At 70.6% G+C, this 22,059-nt stretch carries 21 protein-coding genes; 4 read left to right on the forward strand and 17 right to left on the reverse strand.

Annotated features, from left to right (window positions below; genetic code table 11):
- Positions 1-38 precede the first annotated feature (38 nt).
- Positions 39-1,367 carry an ABC transporter substrate-binding protein gene (locus OE229_RS01245; protein WP_182065718.1) on the forward strand — a complete coding sequence of 443 codons (1,329 nt, stop codon included), beginning with the start codon at positions 39-41 and terminating at the stop codon, positions 1,365-1,367.
- Positions 1,368-1,488: 121 nt separating this feature from the next.
- On the opposite strand, the gene rarD is transcribed toward OE229_RS01245, so the two are convergent.
- Together rarD and groES are read right to left on the reverse strand one after the other, a co-directional pair.
- A complete protein-coding gene (gene rarD, locus OE229_RS01250; protein WP_182065717.1) occupies positions 1,489-2,451 on the reverse strand; it encodes an EamA family transporter RarD in 963 nt (320 codons plus the stop codon).
- A 165-nt stretch (positions 2,452-2,616) separates the two neighbouring features.
- Positions 2,617-2,913, reverse strand: coding sequence for a co-chaperone GroES (gene groES / locus OE229_RS01255; protein ID WP_017885484.1), 297 nt, complete (start codon positions 2,911-2,913; stop codon positions 2,617-2,619).
- A 160-nt stretch (positions 2,914-3,073) separates the two neighbouring features.
- Between groES and OE229_RS01260 the strand changes: the two genes are divergently transcribed.
- On the forward strand, positions 3,074-4,276 hold the full coding sequence (locus OE229_RS01260; protein ID WP_262139382.1) for a class I SAM-dependent methyltransferase: 1,203 nt from the start codon (positions 3,074-3,076) through the stop codon (positions 4,274-4,276).
- Between the two features lie 39 nt (positions 4,277-4,315).
- On the opposite strand, the gene OE229_RS01265 is transcribed toward OE229_RS01260, so the two are convergent.
- The 11 genes from OE229_RS01265 to glmS all read right to left on the reverse strand — a co-directional run bounded on the left by OE229_RS01265 (position 4,316) and on the right by glmS (position 14,531).
- On the reverse strand, positions 4,316-5,104 hold the full coding sequence (locus tag OE229_RS01265) for a DUF4190 domain-containing protein (RefSeq protein ID WP_262139383.1): 789 nt from the start codon (positions 5,102-5,104) through the stop codon (positions 4,316-4,318).
- A gap of 86 nt (positions 5,105-5,190) precedes the next feature.
- A complete protein-coding gene (gene tsaD / locus OE229_RS01270) occupies positions 5,191-6,246 on the reverse strand; it encodes a tRNA (adenosine(37)-N6)-threonylcarbamoyltransferase complex transferase subunit TsaD (protein WP_263344913.1) in 1,056 nt (351 codons plus the stop codon).
- Positions 6,233-6,778: a ribosomal protein S18-alanine N-acetyltransferase gene (rimI, locus tag OE229_RS01275; protein ID WP_262139386.1), complete on the reverse strand. Its 546-nt coding sequence runs from the start codon at positions 6,776-6,778 to the stop codon at positions 6,233-6,235. Before rimI ends, tsaD begins: the two co-directional genes overlap by 14 nt.
- Entirely contained in the window at positions 6,775-7,410 is a 636-nt protein-coding gene (tsaB, locus tag OE229_RS01280; protein ID WP_209135045.1) for a tRNA (adenosine(37)-N6)-threonylcarbamoyltransferase complex dimerization subunit type 1 TsaB, read from the reverse strand. Before tsaB ends, rimI begins: the two co-directional genes overlap by 4 nt.
- A gap of 40 nt (positions 7,411-7,450) precedes the next feature.
- Positions 7,451-8,617 (reverse strand): Fic family protein, encoded by a 1,167-nt coding sequence (locus OE229_RS01285; protein ID WP_263344917.1) that lies wholly within the window; start codon positions 8,615-8,617, stop codon positions 7,451-7,453.
- Between the two features lie 56 nt (positions 8,618-8,673).
- Positions 8,674-9,273: an NAD(P)H-dependent oxidoreductase gene (locus OE229_RS01290; RefSeq protein ID WP_262139391.1), complete on the reverse strand. Its 600-nt coding sequence runs from the start codon at positions 9,271-9,273 to the stop codon at positions 8,674-8,676.
- A 231-nt stretch (positions 9,274-9,504) separates the two neighbouring features.
- A complete protein-coding gene (gene tsaE, locus OE229_RS01300; protein ID WP_259362792.1) occupies positions 9,505-10,020 on the reverse strand; it encodes a tRNA (adenosine(37)-N6)-threonylcarbamoyltransferase complex ATPase subunit type 1 TsaE in 516 nt (171 codons plus the stop codon).
- A complete protein-coding gene (gene alr, locus OE229_RS01305) occupies positions 10,017-11,183 on the reverse strand; it encodes an alanine racemase (RefSeq protein WP_262139392.1) in 1,167 nt (388 codons plus the stop codon). Before alr (OE229_RS01305) ends, tsaE begins: the two co-directional genes overlap by 4 nt.
- The gene (gene alr, locus OE229_RS01310) at positions 11,180-12,283 is read right to left on the reverse strand and encodes an alanine racemase (protein ID WP_262139393.1); all 1,104 of its coding nucleotides are present in this window, start codon (positions 12,281-12,283) and stop codon (positions 11,180-11,182) included. The genes alr (OE229_RS01305) and alr (OE229_RS01310) overlap by 4 nt, the downstream gene beginning before the upstream one ends.
- Positions 12,280-12,675: a holo-ACP synthase gene (locus tag OE229_RS01315; protein ID WP_111038494.1), complete on the reverse strand. Its 396-nt coding sequence runs from the start codon at positions 12,673-12,675 to the stop codon at positions 12,280-12,282. Before OE229_RS01315 ends, alr (OE229_RS01310) begins: the two co-directional genes overlap by 4 nt.
- An 8-nt stretch (positions 12,676-12,683) precedes the next feature.
- Positions 12,684-14,531, reverse strand: coding sequence for a glutamine--fructose-6-phosphate transaminase (isomerizing) (gene glmS, locus OE229_RS01320; protein ID WP_262139398.1), 1,848 nt, complete (start codon positions 14,529-14,531; stop codon positions 12,684-12,686).
- A 70-nt stretch (positions 14,532-14,601) separates the two neighbouring features.
- Here glmS and OE229_RS01325 point away from each other — a divergent pair, with 70 nt between their 5' ends.
- Positions 14,602-15,087 carry a glutathione peroxidase gene (locus OE229_RS01325; RefSeq protein ID WP_071245463.1) on the forward strand — a complete coding sequence of 162 codons (486 nt, stop codon included), beginning with the start codon at positions 14,602-14,604 and terminating at the stop codon, positions 15,085-15,087.
- 105 nt (positions 15,088-15,192) lie between these two features.
- Positions 15,193-16,137 (forward strand): type I pantothenate kinase, encoded by a 945-nt coding sequence (coaA, locus tag OE229_RS01330; RefSeq protein WP_259578964.1) that lies wholly within the window; start codon positions 15,193-15,195, stop codon positions 16,135-16,137.
- A 92-nt stretch (positions 16,138-16,229) separates the two neighbouring features.
- On the opposite strand, the gene glmM is transcribed toward coaA, so the two are convergent.
- The 4 genes from glmM to OE229_RS01350 all read right to left on the reverse strand — a co-directional run bounded on the left by glmM (position 16,230) and on the right by OE229_RS01350 (position 21,992).
- The gene (gene glmM, locus OE229_RS01335) at positions 16,230-17,603 is read right to left on the reverse strand and encodes a phosphoglucosamine mutase (RefSeq protein ID WP_182065708.1); all 1,374 of its coding nucleotides are present in this window, start codon (positions 17,601-17,603) and stop codon (positions 16,230-16,232) included.
- 22 nt (positions 17,604-17,625) lie between these two features.
- The gene (gene rpsI, locus OE229_RS01340) at positions 17,626-18,111 is read right to left on the reverse strand and encodes a 30S ribosomal protein S9 (RefSeq protein WP_027466716.1); all 486 of its coding nucleotides are present in this window, start codon (positions 18,109-18,111) and stop codon (positions 17,626-17,628) included.
- A gap of 37 nt (positions 18,112-18,148) precedes the next feature.
- Complete coding sequence (gene rplM, locus OE229_RS01345) at positions 18,149-18,595, reverse strand: 50S ribosomal protein L13 (RefSeq protein ID WP_027466717.1); 447 nt, start codon at positions 18,593-18,595, stop codon at positions 18,149-18,151.
- Positions 18,596-18,926: 331 nt separating this feature from the next.
- Complete coding sequence (locus OE229_RS01350; RefSeq protein ID WP_262139402.1) at positions 18,927-21,992, reverse strand: ExeM/NucH family extracellular endonuclease; 3,066 nt, start codon at positions 21,990-21,992, stop codon at positions 18,927-18,929.
- Between the last annotated feature and the right edge of the window lie 67 nt (positions 21,993-22,059).

Raw genomic sequence — 22,059 nt, forward strand, 5'->3', positions numbered from 1 at the left:
AAGCGGCACAGCCTCCGCGCAGAGAAAGGGCTCCACGGATGATCAGAACCACCCGTGCCACCGCGGCACTGGCGTTGGCGGGCGCAGCAGCCGTCCTCCTCGCCGCGTGTTCCACCACCGGCAGTGCTTCCCCCTCGAGCTCGGCGTCGAGCGATGCGAAGAAGGATCCCGCCGCCAGCTGCAAGGCCCCGGACACCCCCGGTACGGACGCGCTGAAGATCGGCACGATCCTGCCCCTGACCGGTTCGCTGGCCTACCTCAACCCGCCGGCCGAGTCCGGTGTCGGCCTGGCCGTCAAGGACATCAACGCCGCGGGCGGCGTCCTCGACAAGGACGTCACGATCGACCCGGCGACCGACTCCGGTGACAGCAACGACATGACCGTGTCGAGCTCAGCCGCGACGAAGCTCGTCAACGCGAAGGTGCCGGTCGCGATCGGCGCCGAGTCCTCGTCGGTCACGCTGAACGTCATCGACCAGCTGACGAGCAACTGCATCGTCGAGATCTCGCCCGCGAACACCGCGACCGACCTCTCCGGCTACTCGTCGTACTACTACCGGACCGCACCGCCGGACTCGGTGCAGGGTTCCGCGCTCGGCCAGCTCGTGACCGGTGACGGCAACGCGAAGGTCGCCTTCCTGGTCTTCAACGACACGTACGGCACCGGCCTCCGCAACTCCGTGCAGGCTGCGGTCGAGGCCTCGGGCGGTCAGGTCGTCTACGGCGCCAAGGGGGAGGGCCAGGAGTTCCCGCCCGGCCAGACCACGTTCTCGTCCGAGGTGACCGCGGCCCTGGCCGCGAAGCCCGACGCGATCGTCGTCCTCGCCTTCGACGAGACGAAGTCGATCATCCCGGAGCTCGTCTCGCAGGGGAACGAAGCGAAGATCTACATGTCCGACGGCAACACGGCGGACTACTCGAAGGACTTCGACAAGGGCACCCTGACGGGCGCCCAGGGCACCATCCCCGGTGCCTCGCCGAAGGACGACTTCAAGAAGCAGCTCGCTGCGTTCTACAAGGACTCGTCGGGCAAGACGCTCGCCGACTACTCGTACGCGGCGGAGTCCTACGACGCCACCGTCCTCGCCGCCCTCGCCGCGGTGAAGGGCAAGGGCACCGACTCCGGCACGATCCAGGCCAACATGGCTGCGGTGTCGGGTGCTGACGGCGGCACCGAGTGCGCGACGTTCAAGGAGTGCAAGACGCTCCTGGACGACGGCAAGGACATCCACTACACCGGCCCGTCCGGCATCGGTCCGTTCGACGAGAACAACGACCCGTCGAGCGCCTACATCGGCATCTACAAGTTCGACGGCGACAACAAGCCCGTCTACCAGAGCGCCATCCAGGGTGCGGTGAAGAAGTAGGGCACCGGCACCACCCCACGAAAGCGACAGTCCCCCGCGGGTCATCCGCGGGGGACTGTCGCTTTCGCGTGCGGGTGGCTGAGCGGGCGGACGGGCAGACGGGAGGCCCGGGGTGCGCCCGTCAGACCGGATCGGCCGAGCCGGGTGCGAGCGCCCGGCGGCGGGACGCTCGTGCAGCGGCGAACGAGTCGGCCGTCAGCACCACGAGGGCGAGCCACACGATGCCGAAGCCGAACCAGCGCCCGGCCGACATCTCCTCGTGCTGCACCAGCACGCCGACGAGCAGTTGCATCACGGGCGCCAGGTACTGGGTCAGTCCGAGCGTCGACAGGCTCACCCGGCGTGCCGACGACGCGAAGAGCAGGAGCGGCACCGCCGTCGCCGGCCCCGTCAGGACCGTGATGACCGCGTGCCCCCAGCCCTCGCTCGTGAACGTCACGCCGCCGCCGAGGCCGGTCACGCCGAGCACGACGAGCGCCACGACCGCGATCGGCAGCAGCCACACGGTCTCGATCGTCAGGCCGCTCAGGGCGTCCACGGTGCCGCCGACGCGCTTCTTCACCAGGCCGTACAGCCCGAACGAGAACGCCAGGGCCAACGAGATCCACGGCATCTGCCCGTAGCCGACGGCGATGACGACGACCGCCACGACGCTCAGCCCGACAGCTGCCCACTGCGCCGGACGCAGGCGTTCGCGCAGGACGACGACGCCGAGCGCGATCGTGACGAGCGGGTTGATGAAGTAGCCGAGCGCGGCCTCGACGGTGTGGCCGGTGGTCGTCGCGAGGACGTAGACGGTCCAGTTGACCAGGATCAGGACGGCGGCGAGCCCCATCACGAGCATCACGCGGCGCTGGGCCATCAGGGTGCGGGTGCGGAGCCACGACCGGGTCACGGCGATCGCCACCGCGCAGAACACCAGGCCGAAGACGATCCGCCACGACACGATCTCGAACGCCGCCGCGGGGGCCATCGCCGCGAAGAGCAGGGGCATCAGTCCCCAGAGCCCGTAGGCCACGACGGCCTGCACCACGCCGACGGATGCCTCGCTGCGGACGGGTCGCGCCGGACTCGGTTCACTCACGGAACCATCCTAGGAACGACCGCCGACCCGTGGCACGCCCACCGGGCCTCCAGGCGGGCTGACAGCGGGCTGGTCAGGACCGGAGCACCCGGGTGATCGCCCCCGGACGCACGGACGCCCCGTCGGCCCGAGGGCCGGACGGGGCGTCCGTGGTGAGTACTCGACTCAGTGAACGATGACCGCGAGGACGTCGCGGGCGGACAGGACCAGCAGGTCCTCGCCCGAGTACTTGACCTCGGTTCCGCCGTACTTGGAGTAGATGACCTTGTCACCCACGGCGACGTCGAGCGGGACGCGGTTGCCGTTGTCGTCGATGCGACCCGGACCCACGGCGACGACCTCGCCCTCCTGGGGCTTCTCCTTCGCGGTGTCGGGGATGACCAGACCGGAAGCGGTGGTCTGCTCCGCCTCGACCTGGCGGATGACGATGCGATCCTCGAGCGGCTTGATGCTGACGGCCACGGTGACCTCTTCTTTCTCGGTACGGACTCGGTACAGATGAAAACCGGGTTGGCACTTCGCACAGGAGAGTGCCAACGCCAACTCTAGGGGGCCTCTGGCACTCGGTCAATCCGAGTGCCAGCACATCCGGAGAACACGCAGCACCTGCGAGGATCGACGCATGGACGCCGCCGAACTCACCGCACTGCTGACCCCCGACGGGATGGCCCTGCTCGACCGTACCCCGGGTGTCTCCGACGGCGGCGAGATCGTCCGCGTGGTGTCCCGGCTGCGCGCCGAGGGCCACGATCCCCGACTGGTCGCCGCGGTGCTGACCCAGGCGAAGCTGCGGCTGAAGGCCCGCGGCAAGTTCGGCGACTTCGCGTCCCGCATGCTCTTCACCGAGGCCGGGCTCGAGCAGGCCACCCGGCTGCAGGTCGCGGCCCAGCACGCCGGACGCTTCGCAGCGGCCGGGCTGACCCGCGTCGCCGACCTCGGCTGCGGCATCGGCGGGGACGCCATGGCGATGGCGGCGCTCGACCTCGACGTCACCGCGGTCGACCGCGACGAGGTGACCGCGGCCGTCGCGACCCACAACCTGGCAGTATGGCCGAACGCGCGTGTCGAGCTCGGTGATGCAGCGTCGTTCGACCTGTCGTCGGTGGACGGCGTGTGGATGGACCCCGCACGCCGCACCTCCGGCCACTCGGACACCCGCCGGCTCGCCGACCCGGACGACTGGTCGCCCTCGCTCGACACCGTGTTCGCCGCGGCGACGACGACGCCGACCGGCGTGAAGCTCGGACCGGGCATCGACCGCGACCTGATCCCGGACACGGCCGAGGCGCAGTGGACCTCCGTCGACCGCGAGGTCGTGGAGCTCGCCCTGTGGTTCGGCCCCCTCGCCCGCCCCGGGATCCGCCGCGCCGCCACCGTCATCGGTGCGCACGGCATCGCCGAGATGACCGGAGCGGCCGACGCCGACGACGCCGAGGTCGGAACACTCGGCGCCTACCTGTACGAGCCCGACGGCGCCGTGATCCGCGCACGGCTGATCGGCGATCTGGCACGGGGCCTCGACGGGCACATGCTGTCCGAGGGCATCGCCTACGTCACGTCCGACCGCGCCGTCACGACCCCCTTCGCGCAGGGCTTCCGGGTGCTCGACACGATGCCGCTCGACGTCAAGCGACTGGCCGCACGGCTCGCTGCCGACGGCATCGGCACCGTCGAGATCAAGAAGCGCGGCGTCGACGTCGACCCGGCGCAGTTCCGCAAGCGGCTGCGGTTGCGCGGATCGGGTCGCGTCACGCTCGTCCTCACCCGCCTGGAGGGACGCCACACGGCGATCCTGTGCGAACGGCTCACCGACGCGGTCGGCTGACGGCCGGGGGCCGCGTGCGGTGCTGCGTGCGCGTCAGCGTCAGTTGACGAAGGCGCCGGAGTTCGAGCTGTAGTCGGAGTAGTCCGAGTAGTCCGACGCGTTCGCGATCGAGATCCACACCAGGGCGACGATCAGGATGAACAGGCCGGTCAGGATCCAGCCGCCGATGATGCCTGCGAGCGCGAGACCGCGGCCGCCCTCGCCGGTCTGCTTGATCTTGCCGAGGGCGATGTGTCCCATGATCGCGCCGGCCGGGCTCGTCAGGATGATGATCGGCCAGATGATGATCCCGCCGAACGCGAAGACGATCGACAGGATCGACCACACGTTCGTCTTCGGCCGCTGCGCGTAGGGCTGGTACGTGTAGGGGTTCGACGCGTAGGGCTGCTGCTGCGGCTGCGCGTACGGGTTCTGCTGCTGGCCGTACGAGTTCTGCGGGGTGCCGTAGGCGTTCTGCTGCGGAGCCGCGTACGGGTTCTGCTGCTGCGGCTGACCGTACGGGTCCGACGAGGGCTGCGATGCCGCGTAGGAGTTCTGCTGCTGGCCGTACGGGTTCGACTGCTGCGGCTGGCCGTACGGGCTCGACTGCTGCGGCTGGCCGTACGGGTTCTGCGGCTGCTGCGGAGCGCCGTACGGGTTCGGCTGCTGCGGGGCCGCGTACGGGTCCTGCTGCTGGCCGTACGGGTGCTGGGGCGCTTCCGGGGCCGACGGTGCCTGCGGTGCTTCAGGGGCCTGCGGGCCGTCCGGGGCGGGCGTGCCGTCGGGCTGTCCGTTCGCTGGGCCGTTCGGCGTCTCGCCCGGCTTCGGCCACTCGTTCTGATCGGACACCGTCCACCCCTCTCGGGCGTCCGGTCTCTCCGACGCCCGTGTGAATCCTCCCACAGGCTCCCGAAGAAGGACCGGGGCCGAACTGGTCAGACCTGGACGATCGTCACCGGCAGGGTCGAGTCCGCTGCGATGCCGAGGTCGCTCGGCGCGTGCCCCTCCGCCACGAGTCGGGCGCCGACGGCGGCGATCATCGCGCCGTTGTCCGTGCACAGGTCGAACGGCGGGATGCGCAGTCGCACGCCCGCGGCCGCGCAGCGATCCTCGGCGACCTGTCGCAGTCGGGCGTTCGCGACGACCCCGCCACCGAGCAGCAGCCGGTCGACGCCGGTGTCGCGGCACGCGTTCAGGGCCTTGGTCAGCAGGACGTCGACGACGGCCTCGCGGAAGCTCGCGGCGACGTCGGCCACCGGCACCTCGCGGCCCTCGTCGCGGCAGCGCTCGACCCACCGTGCGACGGCGGTCTTGAGTCCCGAGAACGAGAAGTCGTACCGGTGCGCGGCCATGTCCTTCGGCAGCGTCAGCCCCCGGGGGAACCGGATCGCCGTCGGATCGCCGTCAGCCGCCGCACGGTCGATCTGCGGGCCGCCGGGGTAGGGCAGCCCGAGCAGCCGCGCGACCTTGTCGAACGCCTCGCCCGCCGCGTCGTCGATCGTCTCGCCGAGCAGTTCGACGTCGCCGACCAGGTCGCGCACCAGCAGCAGCAACGTGTGGCCACCGGAGACCAGCAGCGCGATCGTCGGCAACTCGATCTCGCTCCCGTCCTCGCGCAGCACGTCGGCGCCGACGTGCCCGACCAGGTGGTTCACGCCGTACAGGGGCTTGCCCGTGGCCACGGCGAGCGCCTTCGCGGCTCCCACCCCGACCATGAGCGCTCCCGCCAGGCCCGGCCCGGCGGTCACCGCGACCGCGTCGAGTTCGTCGAGGGTGACGCCGGCACGCTCGAGCGCCTCGTGCAGCGTCGGGGTCATCGCCTCCAGGTGGGCCCGTGCGGCGACCTCGGGCACGACCCCGCCGTAGCGGGCGTGCTCGTCCATGCTCGAGGCGATCACGTTCGCCAGCAGGGTGTTCCCCCGCACGATGCCGACGCCCGTCTCGTCGCAGCTCGTCTCGATGCCGAGCACCAGTGGTTCAGTCGCGCTCACCGAGGGCCTCCTGTCCGATGGGTCCGACGCCCGACGTCGGCTCGGCGTCCGGGCCGGGCAGCTCCGCCCGCATCACCCACGCGTCGACGCCGTCCGGCTGGTAGTAGCGCGGCCGGGTCGCAATGTGCTCGAACCCGAACGCCGTGTACATCGCCTGGGCCACGGGGTTGTCCGCGCGCACCTCGAGGAACACCTCGCGCACCCCACGGCGCCGCGCCTCGTCGAGCAGTTCCGTGAACAGGACCCGCCCGAGCCCCTTGCCGCGCTGGTCCGCTGCGACCGCGATGGTCTGCACGTCGGCGACCGGGTTGCCCGCGAGCGACGAGAGACCGGCGTACCCGACGACGAGCGGCGCGGACGTGTCGTCGGCCGTCTCGACCACGACGTAGTACCCGTGCGGCGAGTACAGCTCGCCCGACATCTGCGACGCCGACCAGGCGTCCGTCGGGAACGAGACGTGCTCGAGCCACATGATGTCGTCGAGGTCCTGCGGGTGTGCTCGCCGCAGGCGGAGCCCGTCCGGCAGGGTCACTGCTTCACCCGCTTGGGCGCACCCGGCACCGTCACGTCGGGCTCCCGCAGGTACAGGGGGGTGTCCTGGTCGAACCCTGTGCCGGACCGCAGGCGGTCCGCGGCGAGCGAGCCGAGCCTCCAGGCCGGGATGCACGCGACCGTCACGCGGTCCCAGCCCACCGCTGCGGGCCGGGAGGCGCGGATCGCGTCGTCGAGATCGGCGGGCTTGGCGAGTCCGGGGCCGGCCACCCGGACGCCGTCGGCGTCGTAGGCGCTCCAGTAGACCTCGCGGCGGCGGGCGTCCGTGAGGACGACGAACGGGCCGGCGATGCCCGAGTCGCGCTGGTCGAGGGCGACGGCGTCGTGGCTGACGAGGGGCAGGACGGGGACGCCGCGGGCTGCGGCGAAGGTGCGGGCGGCGGCGATGCCGACGCGCAGGCCGGTGAAGGGGCCCGGGCCCATGCCGGCGACGACCCCGGTGACGTCGGCTCCGGTGATGCCGGCCTCGGCGAGGGTCTCGGCCAGGAACGGGCCGATCACTTCGGCGTGCCGGCGGCTGTCCTCGGTGTCGCGGGTCGCGAGGGCCTGGCCGGTGGCCGGGTCGACGACGGCGACGGAGGTCCCGGCGGAGGTGTCGATCGCGAGCAGCACTCGTCCATCGTAGGCGCGTCGCAGCCTGCGCAGCGGCGGGTCAGCTCTCGTCCAGGCTGCCAGCGACAGCATTCCAGATCTCGTCGGCGCGCCAACGCTCTCGGCCACCTCTACCGGCTCGTCCGAGCGATCGGACCCAGCCGTACTCTTCGGCCCGCCGGAGGAGCGACGAAGCTGTCGGTTGTGAGACGTCGAGCGCTCGCCGAACCGAAGCGACCGTGAGGACCGGGTTCTTGAAGATCACATCCACGAGCCCGGGCAGCGCAGATCGTTCTGACCGAGCAGCGAGGCGGTAACGCTCTCGGATCTCGACGAGCTTGCGGATCCGTTCCGCGCTGTCGTTCGCGCGGACCGTGACGGCCTCGGCGAAGAACTGGATCCATTCATCCACCTCACCGCGCTCGCGCACCGCCTGCAGTCGCTCGTAGTACTCGGTGCGGTACTGCTCGAAGTACCCGGAGATGTGCAAGATCGGTGCCGGCAGGATGCCCTCTGCGATGAGCGAGAACCCGATCAGGAGTCGCCCGATCCGACCGTTGCCGTCGAGGAACGGGTGAATGGTCTCGAATTGGTAGTGCATCAGCGCGCACTTCACGGTCACCGACATCGCCTCGAGTCGTCCGTTGACGAACCGCTCCCAGTCGGCGAGGGCGTCGGGAAGGTGGTCCTGGTGCGGCGGGATGAACCTCGCGGTCTCCGGTCTCGCGTTCGGGGATCCGATCCACACCGGCGACCGACGCAGCTCGCCGGGAGCTTTCTCATCACCGCGGACATCGCGCATCAGGGTCTCGTGGAGCGCGCAGATGAAGCGTTGCGTGATGGGGAGGTCCGCAAGCAGATCAACACCTTCGCGAGCAGCGCGGAGGTAGTTGTCGACCTCCCGAAGATCTTCGTCGAGGATCTCCTCGTCGTTCTCGACACTGAGCACGTCACTCAGCGACGCCTGGGTGCCCTCGATCCGCGAGCTCGCCAGAGCTTCTTGCGCCATCGATGGCCCGAGCAGGAGTTCAGGCTCCTGGACGAGTTGCCCGAGCCCTGCCAGCCGGCCGATGGCGATGTCCGCACGGGACACGGCGGCGTTCGTCACGGGCTCGAGGACGAGCTCACGGGGCAGGAGCGCTGGGAGGAAGTAGGCGTGCGGCCACTCGGACAACGGCCGGGTCGTCAGCGAGCCGAAGCGTTCTGATCGGAAGTCTTCTCGCCGCATTCCTTCATCATAAGCAAGTTGCCGTTTGAGTTATAAGTTCCGGCGCAACTTCCAAGTCAGTGTTCGGTGCCCGGGGCGACGACCCCGACGACAGCCTCGACCGCTGCGGTGACCGCGCGGGCACGCACGTCGGCATCGTCATGCTCGGAATCGTGGACGAAGGCTGTGATGCCCCGCCGAGCCCCGCAGAAGTCGACGATGCCGTGTTCGATCTGCGTCCGGAGGGCCTCGCCGTACCCGTGTCGCTCGTACACGCCGACGTCGTCACCTGCGATCGGGACCAGGTGGACGGTCAGCTGGCCGAGGTTCCGGCGAATCCCGCCCTCGGGATCGACGTCGAACGCCCAGCCGTTCACGAACACCCGGTCGACCCAACCCTTGAGCAGCGCCGGCATCGACCACCACCAGACCGGGAACACGAGCACGAGGTCGGTGGCACGATCGATCCGCTGCTGCTCGGACACCACGTCCGGCGGCGCGTCCACTCCGGTGCGGTACGTCTGCCGGTCAGCCAGCGTGAACCGTGGGTCGAACGCCTCGGCGGCGAGGTCGGCGAGTTCTGCGGAGCCCGACGGCAGCGCATCGCGCAGCCGGCGCGCGACGTGGTGCGTGAGCGAGTCGGGGTCGGGGTGGGCGGTCACGATGAGCGTTGGCACACCTCATCTTCCCGGGGCCGCGGTGCTGCGGAGCGACGGCCACGCTGCGGACGAGCACGTGCACGCCGTCGGCACTCGCCTCGAAGCCGGCGCTGCCGACCGCCATGCCGTCGTCGTCGCGGTCGATCCAGAGCCGCACCGTCGGATTGTCGAGCCCGGCCACGGTCAGATCGGCCTCGACGAGGAACGCGCGGAGCGCCTCGACGTCGTCCGCGCCGACGGGCTGGAGGGTCAGAGGGCCACGCCGTCCCAGCGCGGACCGGTGGCGGTGACGACGACACGGCGGGGCTCGTCGGGCACGTCGTCGGGGTCGAGGTCGTCGTCTCCGTGCTCGACCGCGTCCGCGCCGGTGGGACGCGTGATCTCGACGTCGAGCACGCTGTCGCTGATGCCGTCGACCATGCCCCGGCCCCACTCGACCACGACGATCGCGGCGTCCCAGTCGAGGTCCAGGTCGTCCAGCTCCACGGGGTCGGACAGCCGGTAGGCGTCGACGTGCACCAGGTCGGGGCCGGCGGTCGTCGGGTGCGTCCGGGCGAGGACGAAGGTCGGGCTGGACACCTGGCCGCGCGCGCCGAGTGCAGCGCCGAGCCCGCGCGTCAGGGTCGTCTTGCCGGCGCCGAGCGGTCCGGTCAACACGACGAGGTCCCCCGCGCGCAGCACCGCGGCCAGTCGGGCACCGAGCTCCCCCATCGCCTCGGTGCCGTCGACGGTGGTGTCGAGCAGGACCCGCGCCGACTCGGTCACGGCCGCTCGCCCCGCAGGTACTCCCCGACGCGTCCCTCGATGTCGTGGCCCTCGTAGGACCGAGGCACACGGCTGCCGATCCGGCAGACGATCTCTTCACCGATGGTCTCGAGCGCCGCGCCCCATTCGAGCACGGTCATCTCGTCGTGCTCGCCGGTGCCGAACAGCACGACGGTGTCACCGGTCTGCACGTCGTCCTCGCCGACGTCCACCAGGAACTGGTCCATCGCGACGCGGCCGGCGATCGGGTACCGCTTGCCACCGATCGCGACCTCGATGCGGCCCTGTGCCAGACGGGGGACCCCGTCGGCGTACCCGACGGGCACGAGCGCCAGGGTCGTCTCGGTCGCGGTGCGGTACGTGTAGTCGTAGGAGACGCCGGTGTCGACGGGGACGCGCTTCGTCTTCGCGACCGACGCGGTGAGGGTCATCACCGGCTCGAGTCCGAGGTCCGCTGCCGAGACGCCGTCCGCGCCGGGGATGCCGAACAGGTTCGCACCCATCCGGACCATGTCCTTGCGGAACTCCTTGCGCTCGAGCCCCGCGAGCGACGCGGCGACGTGCTCCATCGGGACGTCCAGCCCCAGGTCTTCGGCGATCTCGATCGCGGCGTCGAACACGGCGACCGCGGCGCTGTCCTCGTGGTCGGACGCCTCGGCCAGGTGCGTGTACGCGGCGACGACCTCGATGCGGCCGTTCCGCTGGGCGTCCCGGGCGAGCTCGACGAGCGCCGGCCAGTCCGACGGCGTCGCGCCGTCGCGGTGCAGGCCGGAGTCGACACCGAGGTGCACCCGGGCCGGTCGCTGGTCGACGGCGTCGATGATGCGCTGCAACTCGGCGACGTTCGAGACGCCGAGGTCGACGGCCGAGTCGATGGCGTCGCGGAAGTCCAGGTCGGGGTCGTGCTGCCAGGTGAACAGGTGGACGTCCTCGCCGACGCCGATCGAGCGCAGGCGCAGGGCGGCGGGCACCGTCAGCACACCAATCCAGCGGATGCCGGCGTCGACGGCAGCGAGTGCGATCGGCTCGAGGCCGTGCCCGTACGCGTCGGCCTTCATGATCGCCATCACGGCGACCGGGTCCATCCACTCGCGGACACGGTCGAGGTTGGCACGGTAGGCGTCGAGGTCGATGCGCGCCTGACGCAGCGGTGCGGAGCTCACGTCGTCCTCCGTTCGACGCTGCGGCCGATCCGGGCGACCACCTCGTAGTTGATCGTGCCGATGGCGTCGGCCCAGTCCTCGACGGCGGGGTCGCCGTTCGCGGGGTCACCCCACAGCACCGCCTCGTCGCCGACCTGCACGTCGGCGTCGCCGATGTCGACGTGCATGGCGTTCATCGCGACGCGTCCGACCACCGGGAACGTCCGGTCGCCGATCCGCACCGAGACCCGGTTGCCGAAGGCACGGTCGAAGCCGTCCGCGTAGCCGAGGCCGATCACGGCGAGACGGGTGTCGGTCTCCGCGCGCCAGGTGTAGCCGTAGGAGACGCCGTCGCCCGCGGCGACCGGCACGGTACGGAGCACGGCGGCGGTGACCCGCATCGCCGGGCGCAGCCCCAGGTCGGACGAGGTCCGACCGTCGAAGGGGCTCAGCCCGTACAGGGCGAGTCCGACGCGGGACAGATCGTGGCGGGTCTCCGGCACGGCGATGCTCGCGGCACTCGCGGCGAGGTGCACCACGTCCGGCACGATGCCGTTCGCGGCGAGACCGTCCAGCGCCCGCTGCAGTGCGGCGTCCTGGTCGAGGTCGTCGGTGAGCGACGCGTTCGACAGGTGGGACATGAGCCCCTCGACCCGGGTGCGGTTGCCGCCGCGGGCCAGGGCGCCGGCGGTCGCGAAGAGCTCGGCCCACTCGGACTCGACCGCACCGTTGCGGCTCAGGCCGGTGTCGACGCACAGGTGCACGGCGCGGACGTCGGAATCCGCTGCTGCGGAGAGCTGCTCGACGCTCGACACCGCGGGCGTGACGTCGAACTGCGCTGCGCGGCGGAAGTCCTCGTCGGGGGCGTGCAGCCACGCGAGGATCCGGACCCCCTCGTCGATGCCGCCCTGACGGAGCGCGACGGCCTCGTCGATGTCGGCGACCCCGAGCCACTCGGCACCGGCGTCCACGAAGGCCTGCGCGGCGTCGAGGGCCCCGTGGCCGTAGGCGTTCGCCTTGACCACCGCGATGACCCCGGCCGGGGCGACCCGGTCGGCGATGGTCGCGTAGTTCTCGATCAGGGCTCCGCGATCGACCGTGATGCCGGTGAACGCACTCACCGGACCGTTCCTTCCAGGACCACGTCTGTTCCTTCCAGGACCACGAACGCGGTCGCGATCCCTCCATCATGCGAGAGCGACAGGTGCACGCTCGTCACGCCACGCGCGTCCGCCACCTGCCGGGCGCCCTGGTGCAGGGTGAGCGACGGGTTCCGCTGGTCGTCGGACACGACCTCGAGGTCCTGCCAGCTGAGCCCGGCACTCGACCCGAAGGCCTTGATCAGGGCTTCCTTCGCCGCGAACCGTGCGGCGAGGGACGCGATCGGCCGGGGTTCGCCGTCACGGACCTGCTCGGACGGTGTGAACAGCCGCGCCCGCATCGCCGGTGTGCGCTCGAGCACCCGTTCGAACCGCTCCAGGTCGACCACGTCGACCCCGATCCCGATGATCACCGTCGCGACTACTCGACGGTGACCGACTTCGCGAGGTTGCGTGGCTGGTCCACGTCGAGGCCCTTGGCGGCGGCGAGCTCCATGCCGAACATGTGCAGCGGTGCCACGGCGAGCAGCGGCTCGAACAGCGGGGTCGCCAGCGGGATCCGCAGGACCTCGTCGGCGAAGGGCAGCACCGCGGCGTCGCCCTCTTCGGCGATCGCGATCACCCGGGCACCGCGGGCGCGGATCTCCTGGATGTTCGAGACGACCTTCGGGTGCAGCGATCGGGGGTCGCGCGGCGACGGCACGATGACGAAGACGATCTGGCCCGGCTCGATCAGGGCGATCGGGCCGTGCTTGAGCTCACCGGCGGCGAAGCCCTCGGCGTGGATGTACGCGAGCTCCTTGAGCTTGAGGGCCCCCTCGAGCGCGATCGGGTAGCCGACGTGGCGGCCGAGGAACAGCACGCTCCGGGTGTCCGCCATCCAGCGGGCCAGGTCCTTGATGCCGGCGGCGTCCTCGATCGTCTGCTGCAGCTTCGGGGCGAGCCCCTCGAGCTCGGCGACCTGCTCGGCGATCTGCTCGGTGGTGAGCGTGCCGCGCAGCGTCGCCAGGTGCAGCCCGAGCAGGTAGAGCGCGACGCCCTGGGCGATGAAGGCCTTGGTCGACGCGACGGCGACCTCGGGCCCGGCGTGCGTGTAGATCACGGCGTCGGACTCACGGGGGATCGTGGCGCCCTGGGTGTTGCAGATCGACAGGACCTGCGCGCCCTGCTCGCGGGCGTACTTGACGGCCATGAGCGTGTCCATGGTCTCGCCGGACTGGCTGATCGAGACGACCAGGGTGCGCTCGTCCAGCACCGGGTCGCGGTACCGGAACTCGTGGGCGAGCTCGACCTCGACCGGCACACGGGCCCACTGCTCGATGGCGTACTTGCCCAGGATGCCGGCGTAGGCGGCGGTGCCGCAGGCGATCACGATGACGCGGTCGACGGTCGCCAGGCGCTCGGCGATCGGGTCGAGGTCGGTCAGCGTGACGGCGCCGTCGTGGACGCGACCGAGGATCGTCTTCGCGACGGCCTCGGGCTCCTCGCTGATCTCCTTCGCCATGAACGAGCTCCAGCCGCCCTTGTCGGCGGCGGACGCGTCCCAGTTGACCTCGAACTCGCTCGGCGTGGCCGGGGTGCCGTCGAAGTGGATGACGTCGACGCCGTCGGGGCGGATCGTGGCGATCTCGTCCTGCCCGATCGACAGCGCGCGCTGCGTGTAGGCGACGAACGCGGCGACGTCCGAGCCCATGAAGTTCTCACCGTCGCCGAGCCCGACCACCAGAGGCGAGTTGCGGCGGGCACCGACGACGACGCCGGGCTGGTCGGCGTGCACGACGAGGAGCGTGAAGGCCCCCTCGAGCCGCTGCACGGCCTGCTGCATGGCGGCGGTCAGGTCGCCGGTCTCGCGGAAGGCGCGTCCGACCAGGTGCGCGGCGACCTCGGAGTCGGTCTCGCTGCGGAACTCGATGCCCTCGGCCTGCAGTTCGGCGCGGAGCTCGGAGAAGTTCTCGATGATGCCGTTGTGGATGAGGGCGAGCTTGTCGCCGTCGGCCAGGTGCGGGTGGGCGTTGCCGTCCGTCGGTCCGCCGTGCGTCGCCCAGCGGGTGTGCCCGATGCCCGTCGTGCCGTCCGGGATCGGCGACGACTCGAGCTCATCGACCAGGGCCTGGAGCTTGCCGGCCTTCTTGGCCGACACGAGGTCTCCGGCTGGGTCGACGACGGCGATGCCCGCCGAGTCGTAGCCGCGGTACTCGAGGCGACGGAGGCCACCGAGGAGGACGTCCTGGCTGCTGTTGCTGCCGACGTAGCCGACGATTCCACACATGGAACCGATCCTACGGTCTGCCTGGACGCCGACCCTGCGAAGTCCCGGGGGTGGGGATAACGTTTCGGCCATGGGACGCTTCGACGACATCGCCATCACCACGCTGCACGGCGAGGACACCACGTTCGGCGCCTACGCCGACAAGGCCGTACTGGTCGTGAACGTCGCCTCCCGGTGCGGCCTCGCCCCACAGTACGAGCAGCTCGAGGCCCTGCAGAAGCAGTACGGCCCCCGCGGGTTCACGGTGCTGGGCTTCCCGAGCAACCAGTTCCTGCAGGAGCTCGGCTCGTCCGAGGCGATCGACGAGTACTGCTCCACCACGTGGGGCGTGACGTTCCCGATGTCCGAGAAGGTCAAGGTCAACGGCAAGAGCGCCCACCCGCTCTACCAGGCCCTCAAGGAGACCCCGGACGCCGACGGCAAGGCCGGCCGGGTCGCCTGGAACTTCGAGAAGTTCCTCGTCGCCCCCGACGGCACCGTCACGCGGTTCCGCCCCACCACGAAGCCCGACGCCCCCGAGGTCGTCGCCGCCATCGAGGCGGCCCTCCCCGCCTGACGCGTCGCGTCCTGCGGACGCGCACCGAGCACTGGACGGGAGGCCCGTGGCAGGTGAGCCGGTCGGCTCACGTGCCACGGGCCTCCCGTCTGTACGCTCGATCCCATGCCGTTCTCGGAGACCGCCGTCGCGCACCCGACCCCGTTCGTGGAGATCCCGCGCGACGAGTGGTCCCAGCTCGCCCCGAAGGAGCACCTGTCGCTCACCGAGACCGAGATCGTGCAGCTGCGCGGTCTCGGTGACCGGTTGGACATGCAGGAGGTGCAGGAGGTCTACCTGCCCCTGTCCCGCCTGCTCACGCTCTACGCCGCCGGTGCGCGCAACCTGCACGCCGAGACGAGCCGGTTCCTCGGTGAGCGCGCCGGACGCACGCCGTTCGTCATCGGCGTCGCGGGCTCCGTCGCGGTCGGCAAGTCCACCGTCGCCCGCCTGCTGCGCGAGCTGACGAAGCGCTGGCCGGACACCCCTCGTGTGGAGCTCGTGACGACCGACGGCTTCCTGTACCCGAACGCCGAGCTGGAGCGCCGCGGGATCATGGACCGCAAGGGCTTCCCGGAGTCGTACGACCGCCGCTCCCTGCTGCGCTTCGTGAGCCAGGTGAAGAGCGGGGCGACCGAGGTCCGCGCGCCGTACTACTCGCACCTGGTCTACGACATCGTGCCCGATGCCGAGATCGTCGTCCGGCAGCCCGACGTGCTCATCGTCGAGGGCCTCAACGTGCTGGCGCCCCCGGTGCACGGCCGGCTCGCGCTGTCCGACCTGTTCGACTTCACGATCTACGTGGACGCGAAGACGAAGGACATCGAGTCCTGGTACGTCGACCGGTTCCTCGCCCTGCAGGAAGAAGCGTTCTCGAGCCCCGACTCGTTCTTCCACCGGTTCGCCTCGCTCTCGCGAGCGGACGCGGTACGGACGGCGACCGAGGTCTGGCGGGCGATCAACGAGCCGAACCTGATCGAGAACGTGCTGCCCACGCGCTCCCGCGCCACGCTGGTGCTGAAGAAGGGCGCGAACCACAAGGTGAACTCGGTCCTGCTCCGCAAGATCTAGCGGTAGGGCAGCGCAAAACACCGGTGTTCGCGAGCTGAACCGCGGTCTGCGCGTGTTCAACCGGCGAACACCGGTGTCTTGCGGCGAAACCCCTACGCGGCGTCGAGCGCCAGGCGGTCCTGCACGACGGCGGCGAGCTCCTCGGCGATGCGCTGGGCATCGTCCTGCGAAGCGGCCTCGACCATCACGCGCACGACCGGCTCGGTGCCCGACGGACGGAGCAGCACGCGGCCGCTGTCCCCGAGCGCCGCGCTGGCGGCGGCGATGGCGTCCTGCACGCCCTGGTCGGCGAGCCCGTGCCGATCGACGCCGCGGACGTTGAGCAGCACCTGCGGGAACACGGTCATGCACGAGGCGAGCTCCTGCAGCGACTTCCCGGTCCGGGCCATCTCGGCCACCAGGTGGAGCCCGGTCAGGATGCCGTCACCCGTCGTGGCGAACTCGTTGAAGATGATGTGGCCCGACTGCTCGCCGCCGATGGAGTAGTCGCCCTCGGTCATCTTCTCGAGCACGTAGCGGTCGCCCACGCCGGCCTCGATCACGGTGATGCCCGCGTCGGCCATGGCGCGCTTCAGCCCGAGGTTCGACATGACCGTCGCGACGAGCGTGTCGTCCTTCAGGCGGCCGCGCTCCTGCAGGGACAGCGCGAGGATCGCCATGATCTGGTCGCCGTCGATCGCGTTGCCCGCGGCGTCGACCGCCAGGCAGCGGTCCGCGTCGCCGTCGTGCGCGATGCCGACGTCGGCGCCGTGCTCGAGCACCGCGCGGGCGAGGTTGTCGATGTGGGTCGAACCGACGCCGTCGTTGATGTTCCAGCCGTCGGGGTCGGCGCCGATGAGCGTCACGCGGGCACCCGCGTTGACGAAGACCTCGGGCGAGACGCCGGCCGCGGCACCGTTGGCGCAGTCGAGCACCACGTGGAGCCCAGCGAGCCGGTGCGGCAACGTGCCGAGCAGGTGCACGACGTAGCGGTCCTCGGCGTCGGCGAACCGCGAGATGCGCCCGACGTCGATGCCGGTCGGGGTGGGCGCGGAGTGGTCGTGCATGGCCGCTTCGATGCGGTCCTCGACCTCGTCCGGCAGCTTGCGGCCACCTGTGGCGAAGAACTTGATCCCGTTGTCGGGAGCGGGGTTGTGCGATGCGGAGATCATCACGCCGAAGTCGGCGTCGATGTCCGCGACGAGGAACGCCGCGGCGGGGGTGGGGATGACCCCGGCGTCGAGCACGTCGACGCCGGCCGAGGCGAGTCCGGCCGCGACGGCGGCACCGAGGAACTCGCCGGAGACGCGCGGGTCCCGCGCGAGGACCGCGCGTGGGCGCGGTCGACCCGACGCCCGGCGGGCGTCGGCATGGTGTCCGTGTGTGAGGACGGCCGCGCTCGCCTGGGCAAGACCCAGTGCGAGCGCGGCCGTCAGCTCGCCGTTGGCGAGACCACGAACCCCGTCGGTACCGAACAGACGCGGCATGGCGATCTTCAGCCGGTGACGACTAGCGCTTCGAGAACTGCGAAGCCTTGCGGGCCTTCTTGAGACCGGCCTTCTTGCGCTCGATGACGCGGGCGTCACGGGTGAGGAAGCCGGCCTTCTTGAGGGTCGCGCGGTTGTTCTCGCGGTCGATCTCGTTCAGGGTGCGGGCGATGGCGAGGCGGAGCGCGCCGGCCTGACCCGAGGGGCCACCACCGGTGATGCGGGCGACGACGTCGTACGAGCCGAGGAGCTCGAGCACCTTGAAGGGGTCGTTGATGAGCTGCTGGTGCAGCTTGTTCGGGAAGTAGTCCTCGAGCGTGCGGCCGTTCACGACGAACGTGCCGGAGCCCGGGACGAGCCGGACACGCGCGATGGCCTCCTTGCGGCGCCCGACGGCACCGCCGGAGACGTTGAGGATCTGACGGGGAGCGGCCTCGGCAGCGGCGGGTGCGCTCTCCGTGGTGAAGCTCTCCGGGGTCTGGTCGAGGGAATCAGCGATCTGAGCCATGAGTTTCTCTATGTCCTTGAAGTCGTCGTGGCCGGAACTACTGTGCGACCTGGTCGAAGATGTACGGCTTGGGCTGCTGCGCGGCGTGCGGGTGCTCCGCGCCGGCGTAGACCTTCAGCTTCTTGAGCTGCTCGCGGCCGAGGGTGTTCTTCGGCAGCATGCCGCGGATCGCCTTCTCGACGGCGCGGGTGGGGTGCTTCTCGAGCATCTCCGGGTAGGAGGTCGCCGTCAGGCCGCCCGGGTAACCCGAGTGACGGTAGTAGACCTTCTTCGCGAGCTTCGAACCGGTCAGGGCGACCTTGTCGGCGTTCACGATGATGACGAAGTCACCCATGTCCATGTGCTGGGCGAAGGTGGCCTTGTGCTTGCCGCGCAGGAGCGCCGCGGCGTGGGTGGCGAGACGGCCGAGGACGACGTCGGTGGCGTCGATGACGATCCAGTCGTGCTGGACGTCTGCCGGCTTCGGTGAGAACGTGCGAGTCACAGGAGTGCTGCTTTCGTGTCGAGGTGAGGAGTCCGTGAATCCCACTCCGGGCGGGAGTTCCACGAGCAGAAGCGCGGGGAACACCTCGGTTGGAGGGCTCATCTGACTGTCCGCGCGCGGGGCGCACAGACCAAGGTGAGAGCCTAGCCGACGCGGGGCACGTCGGTCAAACGCGGGCAACTGCCGGCCTGGAGGCGCGGGGCGGCCCCGCACCGCGCCTCCCGTCCGCCCTGGGCCCAGCCCACTGCACCCGGTGAGCAGAAGACGTCGGGTCCGCACCGCGAACCCGACGTTTTCTGCACACTCGTCGCCCCGACGCGCGACGTGGGGACTACTCCACAGCCGCAGCCTTCCGTCGGCGACGCACGACCAGCACACCCGCACCCGCCCCGAGCAACAGGAACGCCACCAACGCACCAGCACCCATCCCCGCAGCACCCGTGAACGCGAGCTGCCCATCCACGGTGATCGCGATCGGGGTCCACCCGATCAGACTCCCGTCCGCAGCCGTCACCGCCAACCGGTGCACACCAGCCGCCGTGTCCGCCGGGATCGTCACCCGAACCGTCCCATCAGCAGCCACCACCGCGGTGCCGATCAGCGTCGGCTCCGAGAACAACCACACGTTGACCGTGTCACCGGCAGACGCCGTCCCCACCGTCACCGTGATCGTCTCCCCCGCACGCGCCGTCGCCGGAGCAGACACCCCACCACGACTCGCCTCCGTCAACAGCGACCCCGACGGCGCCACCGGAACGACCGGCGGAGTGATCCCGTCGACCGGCGGCGCCGGCGTCGGGGTCGGGGTCGGCGTCGGGGTCGGGGTCGGGGTCGGTACCGGCGTCGGGTCGGTGCCCGCGGCGTCGAGGTCGAACCCGACCAGGATCGGATCGTGGTCGCTCGCCCGGTACACGTCGTCGGTGTACAGGTTCGTCGCGTTGTAGTTGTAGCGGCTGTACTCCAGGCCCACCGACTCGACCGAGTTGATGTTCCAGATGTCCACGCCCGTGACCGTCTCGAGCGCGGCCTCCGACGCGAACACGTGGTCGAGCGAGCCGCTCAGGCCGGAGAACACGTACGAGTACTCGGTGCTGTCGAGCGCCGGGCCGAGGTCGGTGTAGCCGGCCTCGTCGAGGACCACCACCGGGTCCTCCTTGCTGTAGGCGTTGAAGTCGCCGAGCATGAACACCTTGTCGGTGCCGTACTGCTCCTGCATGTCGGTGGAGAACGTCACCAGGGCCTTCGCCTGCTCGACGCGGTCGGCGTTCGACGCCCCCTGCCCGTCGCCCTGGTCGGCGTTCTCGCCGGTGCCGGAGCCCTTGGACTTGAAGTGGTTCGCGATCACCAGGAAGTCGTCGTCCGCGGTGCCGCCGACCGGGCGGAACGCGTCCGCGACGGGCTGGCGGGCGTTCGTGAACGCGTCGTCGAGCAGGATCGTCGACTCGCCGACGGGCTCGACGCGGTCCTTCTTGTAGATCAGGGCGAGGCGGATGACGTCCTCGCTCGCGGGCACGACGGCCGGGGACTTCGCGTAGGCCCAGGTGTCCTGGCCGGTGGCGGCGTTGAGCGCGTCGACCAGGGTGGCCACTGCGGCGTCGCGGTCCTGACCGAAGCGGACGGAGTTCTCGATCTCCTCGAGCGAGACGACGTCGGCGTCCAGGCCGTTGATGGCCTTGACGATCTTGACCTGCTGGCGCAGGAAGTCCTCCTGCTCGGCGGCGCCGCGGGCGTCGCAGCCGGAGTTCACCGTGACGGGGTCTCCGGCACGGTCCGTGTAGTACTTGCAGCCGGTGAGCTCGTCGCCCGTGGTCGGGAAGTAGTTGAGCACGTTGAAGCCGGCGAGCTTCAGGTCGCCACCGACGTCCTGCGGTGCCGGCTGGCGCACCTTCGAGAACGACGCCGGCAGCTCGGCGGCCGGGGTCGCACCCGTGATCGGCGCGGTCGGCTGGAACTTCCACCCGTTGTTGCGGTAGTCGAGGACGACCGGCTCGGTGAAGGTGGCGGCGGCCCCGACGGTGACCGGGCCCTGGGTGAGCCACGACACCGGGATGCCCTGGTTCGCCTGGGTCAGGAAGTTGGTGCTCGCGCCGTCGTCGAGCGTGACCTTGCGCGCGGCGTTGTCGGCCTCGGCGGCCTTCGCCTCGGCGCTGCCCGGTCGGCCGACCTCGGTCGGCTGGATCAGGCGCTTCGTGCCGCTGGCGAGCACGACCTCGCCGTACTGGTTCGTCGTGTAGTTGTCGGCGACGGTGTACGCCCCCTGGGGAGCGACGAGCATGCTCTCGAGCGACTCGCGCTGGGTGTCGGACGACGGGAACGCGACCGCGGCCGGCTGCGGTGCCGCGACGGTGTCGTCCAGCTGCTGCAGCGACGAGGCCCCGGACACCGTGAGCTCGGTGAGGCCGAAGTACTCGGACACGGCACCGGTGACCCGCACGTGGTCGCCCTCGTGCACCAGGCCGGCGGTGGCCGACGAGAAGACGAACACCGCGTCGGACGCGGTGTGGGCACCGAGGTCGATGGCGCCGCCGGTGCCGGGGGTCTGGATCGTGTAGCCGTTGAAGCCGCCGGTGCCGTACACCGCGGTGACGACGCCGTCGGTCGTGACGTTCTTGCCGGCGTACGGCGAGGTGTCCGTGGTGCCCTGCAGCTGGGCGATGGTCACGGTCTCGGCGGGGGTGCCGGGTGCGGGGGTCCCGCCGTCACCCGGGTCGGTCGGGTCCGTGGGTTCGGTCGGTGCCGTCGTCTCGCCCGCGGCGTTCCGCGGGGTGAGCGTCGTCGTCACGGAGAAGTCCGCACCGTTGACGTCGGTGTCCGTGGTGCCCTGGCGGACCAGGCCGTTCGGGACGGAGTTGTCCCCGGTCACGGTGCGCACGGCCGACTCGAACGTGTTCGAGGCGCCGTAGCCGAGCAGGTCGACCACGCCGTCGGTGCCGGTGGTGACGGATCCGGCGGCGAGCGACAGGGGTGCCGTGGCGTCGGACAGGACGAGCGTGCCCGTGGTGCCCGAGGGGTTGAGCGTCGCGGTGTCGTCGGCGGCGGGCAGGTCCTCACCGGCCGCGGTGGCCCCGCCGTTGCCCGCCATCGACACCAGGAATGTGCCCTTCGCCGGCACGGTGCCCTGGAGCGTACTGGCAGAGAAGGTGCCGGTGCCCGTGGCGGACCGGTACTGCAGCGACCACCCGTCCAGTGACACGGCGGCGTCGGTCGGGTTGCCGATCTCGACGAACTTCTCGTTGTAGAACGCGCCCTTGCTCCCCGCCTTCAGGTAGGCCTCCTCGATGACGAGGTCGGTCCCCTCGGGGTTCGCGGTCGCTGCGGTGACGGTGACGAGTGGGGCCGCGAGGAGCGTCGCGGCCGCCGTGGCGCACAGCAGAGTGCGCCCGAGGGTGTTGGCCATGTCGGCACGCTACCGACCTGCGGGGACATTCAGGTTGCGTCGAGGTAAATGATTGCGCTCGGCAACA

This window comes from Curtobacterium poinsettiae (assembly GCF_025677645.1).
In the GTDB taxonomy this organism is placed as follows: Bacteria; Actinomycetota; Actinomycetes; order Actinomycetales; family Microbacteriaceae; genus Curtobacterium; species Curtobacterium poinsettiae_A.

What these genes read in the sequence shown, in the direction of transcription:
- OE229_RS01350 (WP_262139402.1), bottom strand. Translation starts at nt 21,992, where the DNA reads ATGGCCAACACCCTCGGGCGCACTCTGCTGTGCGCCACGGCGGCCGCG.
- OE229_RS01245 (WP_182065718.1), top strand. Translation starts at nt 39, where the DNA reads ATGATCAGAACCACCCGTGCCACCGCGGCACTGGCGTTGGCGGGCGCA.
- rpsI (WP_027466716.1), bottom strand. Translation starts at nt 18,111, where the DNA reads ATGGCTCAGATCGCTGATTCCCTCGACCAGACCCCGGAGAGCTTCACC.
- glmS (WP_262139398.1), bottom strand. Translation starts at nt 14,531, where the DNA reads ATGTGTGGAATCGTCGGCTACGTCGGCAGCAACAGCAGCCAGGACGTC.
- coaA (WP_259578964.1), top strand. Translation starts at nt 15,193, where the DNA reads ATGCCGTTCTCGGAGACCGCCGTCGCGCACCCGACCCCGTTCGTGGAG.
- OE229_RS01325 (WP_071245463.1), top strand. Translation starts at nt 14,602, where the DNA reads ATGGGACGCTTCGACGACATCGCCATCACCACGCTGCACGGCGAGGAC.
- glmM (WP_182065708.1), bottom strand. Translation starts at nt 17,603, where the DNA reads ATGCCGCGTCTGTTCGGTACCGACGGGGTTCGTGGTCTCGCCAACGGC.
- OE229_RS01260 (WP_262139382.1), top strand. Translation starts at nt 3,074, where the DNA reads ATGGACGCCGCCGAACTCACCGCACTGCTGACCCCCGACGGGATGGCC.
- OE229_RS01285 (WP_263344917.1), bottom strand. Translation starts at nt 8,617, where the DNA reads ATGCGGCGAGAAGACTTCCGATCAGAACGCTTCGGCTCGCTGACGACC.